This window comes from Streptomyces sp. NPDC051133 (assembly GCF_040682635.1).
Classification (GTDB): Bacteria; Actinomycetota; Actinomycetes; order Streptomycetales; family Streptomycetaceae; genus Streptomyces.
The window spans coordinates 1-10,555 of sequence record NZ_JBFBBK010000103.1; the positions used below are offsets into that span (position 1 = coordinate 1).

Annotated in this window: 9 protein-coding genes; 2 read left to right on the forward strand and 7 right to left on the reverse strand. The window is 73.7% G+C overall.

Going from position 1 to position 10,555, the window contains the following annotated elements; genetic code table 11:
• Positions 1 to 326: 326 nt before the first annotated feature.
• The 5 genes from cseC to AB0N17_RS44235 form a co-directional block, all read right to left on the reverse strand.
• The gene (gene cseC, locus AB0N17_RS44215) at positions 327 to 1,688 is read right to left on the reverse strand and encodes a two-component system sensor histidine kinase CseC (protein WP_366017357.1); all 1,362 of its coding nucleotides are present in this window, start codon (positions 1,686 to 1,688) and stop codon (positions 327 to 329) included.
• An 11-nt stretch (positions 1,689 to 1,699) separates the two neighbouring features.
• Positions 1,700 to 2,404, reverse strand: a complete 705-nt coding sequence (cseB, locus tag AB0N17_RS44220; RefSeq protein WP_366017358.1) for a two-component system response regulator CseB — start codon at positions 2,402 to 2,404, stop codon at positions 1,700 to 1,702.
• Positions 2,405 to 2,461: 57 nt separating this feature from the next.
• Entirely contained in the window at positions 2,462 to 3,061 is a 600-nt protein-coding gene (locus AB0N17_RS44225; protein WP_366017365.1) for a hypothetical protein, read from the reverse strand.
• A gap of 41 nt (positions 3,062 to 3,102) precedes the next feature.
• Entirely contained in the window at positions 3,103 to 3,642 is a 540-nt protein-coding gene (locus AB0N17_RS44230; protein ID WP_366017359.1) for a SigE family RNA polymerase sigma factor, read from the reverse strand.
• Between the two features lie 279 nt (positions 3,643 to 3,921).
• Positions 3,922 to 4,797: an A/G-specific adenine glycosylase gene (locus tag AB0N17_RS44235; RefSeq protein ID WP_366017360.1), complete on the reverse strand. Its 876-nt coding sequence runs from the start codon at positions 4,795 to 4,797 to the stop codon at positions 3,922 to 3,924.
• A 181-nt stretch (positions 4,798 to 4,978) separates the two neighbouring features.
• Between AB0N17_RS44235 and AB0N17_RS44240 the strand changes: the two genes are divergently transcribed.
• A complete protein-coding gene (locus AB0N17_RS44240) occupies positions 4,979 to 5,812 on the forward strand; it encodes a hypothetical protein (protein ID WP_366017361.1) in 834 nt (277 codons plus the stop codon).
• A gap of 48 nt (positions 5,813 to 5,860) precedes the next feature.
• On the opposite strand, the gene disA is transcribed toward AB0N17_RS44240, so the two are convergent.
• Together disA and radA are read right to left on the reverse strand one after the other, a co-directional pair.
• Positions 5,861 to 6,985 (reverse strand): DNA integrity scanning diadenylate cyclase DisA, encoded by a 1,125-nt coding sequence (disA, locus tag AB0N17_RS44245; protein WP_366017362.1) that lies wholly within the window; start codon positions 6,983 to 6,985, stop codon positions 5,861 to 5,863.
• A gap of 80 nt (positions 6,986 to 7,065) precedes the next feature.
• Positions 7,066 to 8,475, reverse strand: coding sequence for a DNA repair protein RadA (radA, locus tag AB0N17_RS44250; protein ID WP_366017363.1), 1,410 nt, complete (start codon positions 8,473 to 8,475; stop codon positions 7,066 to 7,068).
• 197 nt (positions 8,476 to 8,672) lie between these two features.
• Between radA and AB0N17_RS44255 the strand changes: the two genes are divergently transcribed.
• Positions 8,673 to 10,448 (forward strand): hypothetical protein, encoded by a 1,776-nt coding sequence (locus tag AB0N17_RS44255; protein WP_366017364.1) that lies wholly within the window; start codon positions 8,673 to 8,675, stop codon positions 10,446 to 10,448.
• The last annotated feature ends 107 nt before the right edge of the window (positions 10,449 to 10,555 follow it).

The following is a 10,555-nucleotide window of genomic DNA, read 5'->3' on the forward strand; positions in this document are numbered from 1 at the left end:
CGTGCGCCGTGTGGGCGGGTGCGGGTGCGTGCGCCGCGTGGGCGGGTGCGGGTGCGTGCGCCGCGTGGGCGGGTGCGGGTGCGTGCGCCGCGTGGGCGGGTGCGGGTGCGTCGTCTCCGGCCGCGCGGTTCCCCGCGCCGCTTGGGCCGGGCCGCCCGCGCCCCTCGGGCCGGCTGCCCGGGCCGGTGATGCCGGAGCCCTGGCCGCCCCGGCCTGTCGACGCTCCGGTGCACCCTCGGCGCCGCGTCTTGCCGACGCTCTCGTGCCCCCTCGGTGCCCGGGCCTGCCGACGCTCCCGTGCCCCCTCAGCGGCCGCCCGTGCCCCCTCAGCGGCCGCCCGCGCCCGGCGGCGGGTACACCGGGTAGCTCCCGGTGTTCGTGGGGGCGTGTTCCGGGAGCCACAGGACCGCCACCGCGCCCTCCGCCGGAAGGTGGGCGGGGGTTCCGGCGGGGCGGATGTTGCGGAAGGTCAGGCGGGCGCCGAGGACGCGGGCCTGGCCGGCGGCGATGGTCAGGCCCAGGCCGTGGCCCTTTCCGGCGCGGTCCTTGCTGCCGGTGCGGAAGCGGCTCGGACCGTCCGCCAGCAGTTCCTCCGGGAAACCGGGGCCGTGGTCGCGGACCCGGATGACCCGGCCCTCGACGGTGACCTCGATCGGCGGCCTGCCGTGCCGGGCGGCGTTGGCGAGCAGGTTGAACAGCACCCGCTCCAGGCGCCGCGGATCGGTCGTGACCTCCGACTCGTGCACCACCCGCACGACGATGTCGGGATCCTTCACGGCCACGCGCCGGGCGACGAACTCGCCGAGCATGATGTCCTGCAGCTCGGCCCGCTCCGACGCCCCGTCCAGGCGCGCGACCTCCAGCACGTCCTCGACGAGCGTGCGCATCGCCTTCGCCCGGTCCAGGACCAGCTCCGTGGGGCGGCCGGGCGGCAGCAGCTCGGCGGCCGTGAGCAGACCGGTCACCGGGGTGCGCAGCTCGTGCGCGATGTCGGCGGTGACCCGCCGTTCGGCCTCCAGCCGCTGCTGCAGCGCGTCCGCCATGGCGTCGACCGCGCGTGCGAGATCGTCGGTCTCGTCCCGGACGACCCCGCCGATGGCCTCCCGCACCCGGACGTCGGTCTCGCCCTTGGCGACCTGGTTCGCGGCGGCGGCGGCCTTGCGCAGCCGTCCGGACAGCTGCCCGCCGATCAGCACGCCGAGTGCGCTGCCCCCCATCACCACCGCGATGGAGCCGATGACCAGGGCCTGGTCGAGGTCGTTCAGCACATCGGCGGAACGGTCCGGGAAATGGCTGTGCAGCGACAGGACCCGCCCGTCCTTCGCGGGTACGGCCGCCCAGATGTCCGGCGGCCCGCCGCCGTGGTCGGAGACGTCACTGACCCGGCGGCCGCCCTCGACCTTCTTGCGCAGGGCGGGCGGCAGCCGCGGATCGTCGATCTTGATGTCGGGGAAGTTGGGATGCCGGTATCGGTCGTAGAAGCCCTGGGCCAGCTCCACGCGCTCGTTGGCCAGGTCGCGCGCGTTGTCCAGCATCGAGACCCGGGCCGCGTTGTGCACGACGAGGCTGAGCGTCACCGCCACCAGCCCGGCCACCAGTGCGATCGCCGCGCTCAACTTCCATCTGAGCCCGGTCCGCAGGCCGGCCTGCTCCATACGCCGCACCGGTCGCCGAAGGAACCCCCGCATCGCCGCCCCGCTCAGGCCTTCAACTTGTAGCCGAAGCCGCGGACCGTCTCGATCCGGTCCTGGCCGATCTTCTGGCGCAGCCGCTGCACATGCACGTCCACGACCCGCGTGTCCCCGCCCCAGCCGTAGTCCCAGACACGCTCCAGCAGTTTGTCGCGGGAGAGCACGGTGCCCGGCGCCGAGGAGAACTCCAGCAGCAGCCGCATCTCGGTCGGGGTGAGCGCCACGGGCTGCCCGGCCCGCCGCACCTCCATGCCGTCGGTGTCGACCTCCAGGTCCCCGAAGGTCAGCACCCCGCCGGCGACCTCGTCCGCGCCGCTCTCGGCGTGGCCGTTGCCGCTCGCGTGCCCGAAGCGGCGCAGCACCGCGCGGATCCGGGCGACCAGGACGGCGCCGTCGAACGGCTTGGTCACGTAGTCGTCGGCGCCCGCCTCCAGGCCGAGCACGACGTCGATGGAGTCGGCACGCGCCGACAGCATGATCACCGGGACGGTCGACTCGTCCCGGATACGACGGCACAGGCTGACCCCGTCCAGACCCGGCACCATGACGTCCAGCAGCGCGATGTCGGGCCGGTCCGCCCGGAACGCCGCCAGCCCCGACAGCCCGTCGGGCATGGCGGTGACCGCGAAGCCGTCCCGCTCCAGGGCGAGTTGTGTGGCCTCGCGGATGACGTCGTCGTCCTCGACGAACAGGACGTGGGTCTGGTCTGCCATCCCGGTGCTCTCAGTCCTCGTGGTGTGCTCGTGGGGGGGGCGGTCGAACGGCGCGGGTCAGTTGTCGGGCGCGGACGTCGCGTCCCCGTCGGCCGCGTTGCTGTACTCGTTGCGGATGCTCTGCCCGGCGGTGAAGCGCCCCGCCTTCCAGGTGTAGGGCGTCACGATCTCACCGGACGGGCTGGAGATCGGATCCCCCTTCTCGTAGTACTGCTTGGTCACCGACAGGACGCCCTGGTCGACCTCCGCGTAGACCGGGGACTCCTCGCTCCTGAAGACATTCTGGAACGAGCCGTTCACGTCCCGGTACACGTACGTCCCGAGGCCGACCCAGTCGGCGCAGGTCATCACGTTGATGAGGACGTCGTCCACGGCGGCGCCGGTGAGGTCGGCGTAGCTGACGTCGACCTGGTACTTGTCGCCGCTGCAGGGCTTCAGCTCGCGTTTGATGGCCGGTGAGACCGAGGGATCGCTCTTGAGCAGGGCCACGGCGTCCACCCGCCGGAACTTCTTGGACGCGCTCGGCGACGGCGCGGCGACGGCTCCCGCCGCCGCGGAGGCGTGCGCGGGGCCCTCGTCCCGGGCCCCCGTCCCCCCGGTGCCGCACGCGGTGACGAAAAGGGCGACGGCGGCGAGCGCGACCATCGCCGCGATCACCGCCTGCGTGCTCCGTGGGGTCCCCTCGGACCCCGCCCCGGTCAGGCCGCGCAACGCTCCCGCTCCTCACGCTCCAGCGCGCGTGCGTCCAGATCGCGGGCCTCCAGCTCCTCGCGGAGCCGGGCGAGCGCCCGGTGCAGCGTGCTCTTGACCGTACCGGCCGACATGCCGAGGGCCGCGGCCGTCTCCTCAGTGGACATCTGCTCCCAGTGTCGCAGCACCACGACACTGCGCTGCTTCGGTGCGAGCACCTTCATGACGTCCATCAGCAGGGCCCGGTCGGCGTGCTGCTCGGTGGAGTCCTCCACGGACGCGTCCGGCAGCTGCTCGGTCGGGACCTCCTCCAGCTTGCGCGCCCGCCACCACTCCGTGCGGGTGTTGATCATCACGCGGCGCAGATAGGCGTCGGCGAGCCGCTTGTCGGCGATGCCCTCCCAGCGGCCGTACGTCCGCACCAGCGCGGTCTGCAGCAGGTCCTGGGCGTCGACCGGGTCCGGAACCAGCCGGCGCGCGCTGCGCAGCAGCGCGTCCTGCCGGGTGCGGACGTAGTCCTCGAACTCGAGCACCTCACCCTGCGCCATGATCAACCGCCTCCGTTCCCCGTTCACTCCGGCTTCTCGCCCGGAGTCCCGCTGTCCCCGTGTTCGTGTCCCGTGGTCTGTCGGGCACGGACAGAAAGTTACGGAGCGGTTGTCACGGCGCTGTGCGGACCAGCCTGCGGCTAGCAATCGGCTATCCGTCGGTTGTGTAACGGAAGTCGGCGGGGGGTAAGGAGGGTGGTCGGTATATCCCTTTCTGGGATGGTTTGTCGGGGCGATCGCTCCGTAACGAAGGCCGGTCGTCTGTGACTTGGCTGTCCATCAGCTCAGCGGCAGCCGATACAGCCCGCCGGGCAACGGCTCCACCAGGCCGTCCCCGACGAGCCCGTCGAGCGCGCGGGCGCGCTGCACCGGCTCGTGCCACACCCGGTCCAGCACCGCCTGCGGCACCGGCGTGTGCGCCTCCCGCAGGACGGCGAGCAGCTTGCCGCGCACCTGCCGGTCCGTACCGGCGTACGTCTGCCCCCGGCGCGGCGGGCCCGCGTGCTCCGGCTTGCCGGCCAGCCGCCACGCGCACTGCGCGGCGATCGGGCAGCGCCCGCACCCCTCGTTCTTCGCCGTGCACACCAGCGCGCCCAGCTCCATGGAGGCGGCGGCCCAGCGGGCCGCGGTCCCCTCGTCCTGCGGCAGCAGCTCCCGCGCGAGCCGCCGCTCGGCGGCCGTCGTCGCGTTCGGCGGGTACTGCACGCCGGAGACCGCCCGCGCGAAGACCCGGCGCACGTTGGTGTCCAGCACCGCATGCCGCTGCCCGTACGCGAACGAGGCCACGGCCGCGGCCGTGTACTCGCCGATGCCGGGCAGCGCCAGCAGCTGGGCGTGGTCGGTCGGCACGTCCCCGCCGTGCCGCTCCGTTATGGCCACGGCCGCCCCGTGCAGGCGCAGGGCGCGGCGCGGATAGCCGAGCCGGCCCCAGGCGCGCACCGCCTCGCCCGGCGCCTCCTTGGCGAGGTCGGCGGGGCGGGGCCAGCGGGACAGCCACTGCTCGTAGACGGGCAGCACCCGGTTGACGGGGGTCTGCTGGAGCATGAACTCGCTGACCATCACCCCCCAGGGGCCCGCCTCCGGGCGGCGCCAGGGGAGGTCGCGGGCATGGGCGTCGAACCAGGCGATCACGGGGGTGTGGAGCTTCTCAGTCATGGCCCTTCCGATCCTGCCACGGGTTGGCGGGCAGGGAGAGTGACGGCGCGGTCACCGAGCGTGGGGAACCGTTAAGAACCGCGGGTGTGACGGCAGTTGCCGGGATGATGATCCGGAAAAGTTGGTGCTCACGCGGCGGGTGGGGCGAGCAAGCGCGGCGATCTCTCGTACAGTTTGCGCCGTGGGATCTCTGCGCAATCCGGTCGGGCCGCTTCCCTCCTCCATCTACTGGCGACGGAGGGTCGTACTGCTGTCGGTGGTCGCCCTGTTGGCGCTGCTGATCCTGTGGATCGTCGCCTCCGGCGGCGGGGGCGGAAAGAAGGACGCCGGCGGGTCCAACGGCAAGAATCCCACGCAGACGATCACGCCGGGGCCGTCCGAGTCCGGGCCCGCGTACAGCCAACACCCGGGCGGACGCGACGAGTCGGGCGGCGGGAGCGGCGGCGGTTCGGGCGACGGTTCCTCCGGCTCCGCGGGGGCCTCCGGTACCCCCGGGTCCTCCGGCGCGTCCGGGACCTCCGGATCCGGCGGCGGTTCGGGCGGCGGCTCCGGATCGGCCTCCGGGGGTGGGAACGTCGGTACGGGCGACGCGCTGCCGGCGTCCTCGACGCTGCCCGACTGCACGTCCTCCGCTGTGGCGTTGAACCTGCGGAGCCGGCACAACTCCTACTCGCCGGACCAGACGCCGACCTTCGAACTCACCGCGAAGAACAGCTCGTCGGCCGACTGCAAGGTCGATCTCGGTCCGAAGAGCGCGGTGTTGACGATCACGCCGGCCGACGCCGACGACGCCTTCTGGTCGTCGGCCGACTGCCCCGAGGGCGCGGGCAGCCTGGTGTTCCGGGTGCCCGCGGGGCAGAGCATCACGTACACCGTGAAGTGGGACCGCAAGCCGAGCGCCGCCCACTGCGCGACGCCCTCCGGGGGCGCGGCGAAGACGGGCACGTACCTGCTGGAGGCGAAGGCGCCGGGCTTCGGCAGGACACAGGCCTCGTTCGTCCTGTCGGCCGACTGAGAGGGGCGCGGCTCGACCGGCCGAGGGCGGGCGTCGCGGTGTGCAGACCTAGACGTACCGCTCCAGGATCGACGACTCGGCCAGGCGTGACAGGCCTTCCCGCACGCTGCGCGCCCGGGCCTCGCCCACGCCGTCCACGGTCTGCAGGTCGTCCACGCTCGCGGCGAGCAGCTTCTGCAGGCCGCCGAAGTGCTCCACCAGACGGTCGATGATCGCGCCCGGCAGCCTGGGCACCTTGGCCAGCAGGCGGAAGCCCCGCGGCGACACCGCCGAGTCGAGGGTCTCCGGCGAACCGGTGTAACCCAGCGCACGCGCCACCGTGCCCAGTTCCAGCAGCTCCGCATGGGTCAGCGCGTCCAGCTCGGACAGCGCCTCCTCGACCGTGCGGGACCGCTTCGCTGTCGGCTCGGGGACGTAGTCCCGCACGACCAGCTCACGGTCGGGCTCCACCCCGGCGATCAACTCCTCCAGCTGGAGCGCGAGGAGACGGCCGTCGGTGCCCAGCTCGACCACGTACTCGGCGATCTCGGTGGCGATGCGCCGGACCATCTCCAGGCGCTGCGCGACGGCGGACACGTCCCGCACCGTCACCAGGTCCTCGATCTCCAGCGCCGACAGCGTGCCCGCGACCTCGTCCAGGCGCAGCTTGTACCGCTCCAGCGTGGCCAGTGCCTGGTTCGCGCGGGACAGGATCGCCGCCGAGTCCTCCAGCACGCGGCGCTGACCGTCCACGTAGAGCGCGATCAGGCGCATCGACTGGGAGACGGAGACGACGGGGAAGCCGACCTGCTTGCTGACCCGGTCCGCCGTACGGTGCCGCGTGCCCGTCTCCTCCGTGGGGATCGTGGGATCCGGCACCAGCTGCACGCCCGCGCGCAGGATCTTCGACAGGTCCGACGACAGCACGATGCCGCCGTCCAGCTTGCACAGTTCCCGCAGCCGGGTCGCGGCGAACTCGACGTCCAGCACGAACCCGCCCGTGCACATCGCCTCGACCGTCTTGTCGGAGCCGAGCACGATGAGCCCGCCGGTGTTGCCGCGCAGGACCCGCTCCAGGCCGTCACGCAGCGGCGTGCCGGGTGCCACGGCGCTCAGCGAGGCGCGCATCAGGCGATCGGAGCCGGCGCTCCCACCGGACTTTCCGGGAGCTGCTGCCCGGTCGTTGGCTGCCACTGCACTCCTCCGGTCGCAGATTCTGACGCGCTCCCGCACCCGCACTCGGTTCGTACGGACGGGCGAGACCTGGGCAAAGTCTACCGGCGCTCCTCCGCCTCCTGTGGGGCCTCTCGGCGACGGGAGCGGGGCAGCACCCGCAGCGCGTCCCCTATGTCCGCCACTTCCAGCACCTTCATCCCCGGCGGGATCTTGCCCGGATCGGCCGGTACCAGGGCGTGTGTGAAGCCCAGCCGGTGTGCCTCGGCGAGCCTGCGCTGCACGCCCGTGACCCGTCTCACCTCGCCGGCCAGTCCCACCTCGCCGATGGCCACCAGGTTCTTCGGCAGCGGGGTGTCGCTCGCGGCGGAGGCGAGCGCGAGCGCGACGGCGAGGTCGGCGGCCGGCTCGGACAGCTTCACGCCGCCCACCGTCGCCGAGTAGATGTCCCGCTTGCCGAGGGCGCTGATCCGGCCGCGCTGCTCCAGCACGGCCAGCATCATCGACACGCGCGAGGTCTCCAGGCCCGAGGTCGTACGCCTCGGGGAGGGGATCTGCGAGTCGACGGTCAGTGCCTGCACCTCCGCCACCAGCGGACGGCGGCCCTCCAGGGTGACGGTCAGGCAGGTGCCCGGCACCGGCTCGGCGCGGCGGGTCAGGAACAGGCCGCTGGGGTCGGCGAGGCCCGTGATGCCCTCGTCGTGCAGCTCGAAGCAGCCGACCTCGTCCGTGGCGCCGTAGCGGTTCTTCACGCCCCGCACCAGGCGCAGGCGCGCGTGCCGGTCGCCCTCGAAGTGCAGGACGACGTCCACCAGGTGTTCCAGCAGGCGGGGACCCGCGATCGCACCGTCCTTCGTGACATGGCCCACCAGGAGGGTGGACATGCCCCGCTCCTTCGACGCGCGGATCAGGGCGCCCGCCACCTCCCGCACCTGCGCCATGCCACCGGGCGCGCCCTCGATCTCCGGGGAGGCGACCGTCTGCACCGAGTCGAGGATCAGCAGGGACGGCTTGACCTCGTCCAGGTGGCCGAGGACGGCGGACAGGTCGGTCTCGGCGGCCAGGTACAGATCGTCGTCGAGGGCGCCGATGCGGTCGGCGCGCAGCCGCACCTGGCTCGCCGACTCCTCACCCGTCACATAGAGGGTGCGGTGCTCCTCGCTCGCCGACTTGGCGGCCACGTCCAGCAGCAGCGTCGACTTGCCGACGCCCGGCTCGCCCGCGAGCAGCACCACCGCACCGGGCACGAGTCCGCCGCCGAGCACCCGGTCCAGCTCGGGTACGCCGGTGGAGCGGGCGGTGGCCCGGCGGCCGTCGACCTGGCCGATGGGCAGCGCGGAGGTGGAGACACGGCCCGGTGCCGTCGTGCGGACCGCGGGCGCGCCGTACTCCTCGACCGTCCCCCAGGCCTGGCACTCGGGGCAGCGGCCGAGCCACTTGGCCGTCTGCCAGCCGCACTCGGTGCAGCGGTAGGACGGGCGGTCCTTGGTGGTCTTGGTACGGGCAGCCATGCGGAAACCGTAGCCCGCGGCACTGACAGCGGGACCCCGGGGCGCGTGTGGGTGGACCGGTATCGGCCACCCCTCGTCATGATCCGGCCGCGGAATAAAACGTTCCTGTCCCCTTATGAGGGATCGTTTCACCCGTACGAAGTAAAACTGCTCAAGCTTCCAGAAGGGGCACTCCGGCGCCGCCTACGGTCGCACGGGTGATGAGCAGCAGTCCGCAGACCACGACCCGCACCACCGGCGCGCACCGGGTGCACCGCGAGGCGCGTGAAGCACGAGAGGCGCGGGAGGGGCGCGACCGCGCCGCCGCCCGCACCCTCGCCCAGCGGCCGCCGGCGCGCTACGAGCCGTACCTGGACGGACTGTTCACCTACTGCCTGTCGGTGCTGTGCGATCACGACGCGGCCGTCGCGGCCCTCGGTGACGTCCTCGCCCTCGCCGAGCGGCGCGGGCACCGCGTCCCGGAGGCCGCGGCCGACCGCAGGGCCTGGCTGTACGCGCTGGCCCGCTGGGCGTGTCTGCGCAAGCTGGCCGAGGCCAAGCAGAAACGTCAGGCCACCCACGCGGCCGGCCGCGCCGCGGCCGCGACAGGGGCGGGGCAGGGGGCCGGGAGACAAGGGACCGGGAGAGGCGCGGGAAGAACCGCCGGCCACGGCATGCCCGAACCACCGGTCGCCCCGGAGGCGCAGGAGGAGCGGCGCCGCGAACTCGCCCTGCTGGCCTGGCCGGAGGCGGCCGGCACCACCCCCGAGCAGCGCGAGGCCCTCGAACTCGCCGTCCGCCACCGCCTCGCCGCCCACGAGGTCGCCGCCGTCCTCGGCATGGAGCCGGCCGCCGCGCGCGACCTGCTCGCCACGGCCGCCTGCGAGGTCGAGCGCACCCGCGCGGCACTCGCCGTGGTGCAGACCGGCGGCTGCCCGAGCGTGGCCCACCTCACCGGCGACAGCCAGCTCGTCCTCAGCACCGCCCTGCGCCGCGAGCTGGTCCGGCACGTCGACGACTGCCCGCGCTGCCGCCGCACCGCCGAGCGCGCCGTCCCCGGCCACTGGCCCGGTGCCACGGTCACCCCGGCCGAGCTGCCCGTCCTGGAGGCCCCCCGCGCCGACCTGCACATGGCGCTCACGCACCACTCACGCGCGCGGGGCGCGGCCCTGCCGCGCTTCGACCGGCGCGGCTTCCCGATGGACCCCAAGGACCGCGCGGCCCGCCGCGACCGCCTCCGCGCGCGTGCGGTCACGACGACCGTCGTCGCCACGGTCGTCGCCGCGCCGGTGCTCGCCCTGTGGGCCGCCTACCGGGGCGCGCCGGCCGGAGAGGCGGGCGGCCCCTCCGCGACCGCGCGCGAGCAGCAGGGCCCCGACGCCCTCGACAGCGACACGGCCGGCGGCTACGAGAACGCGGGCAACGCGCGCGTGAGGCCTGGCACCCGCCTCGGCAAGGACGGCGGCTCGGACGTCTCCGTGGAGGTCGTCAGCGTCGGCGGCACCGGCGGGAAGAGTGCCGGACAGCTCGCGGTCGGAGCCCGGGGCGACGGCGACACCACGCTGATCACCCTCACCGCCTCCGGTTCCGGGCCGGTTCGCTGGTCCGCGTCCACCACGGCCCCCTGGCTCTACCTCAGCCGCTCCTCGGGAACCCTCGAACCCGGCCGGACGTTGACGATCAAGGTGTACGTCGACCATCTGCGCGAGCCGTCCGGTCACTGGCGCGCCCAGGTGGCGATCGCCCCGGCGGGCGCCGTCGTCACCATCGACGGCTACGGCACGGCCCCCAGCCGCCCCGCACCGCCACCGTCGTCCATCCCCGACCCGACCCCACCGTCCAGCGCACCCCCCACGGCCCCGCCGTCGAGCCAGTCCCCACCCCCGTCGGACCCGCCTCCCACCTCACCCGACCCCACCCCGAGCGACTCGACGCCCCCGAGCCCGTCCCCGTCGGACGGCGACCCGGACACCCCGAGCCCGGCGGGGAGCTAGGGGGCTTCGTTCGGATCAGCCCGGGTCCGCGACGCCCGGCACGGCACCTCGCCGCGTTGTCGGACCACCCGAGTACGCCCAGTACGCGGGTGATCCTCCGCCTTGCG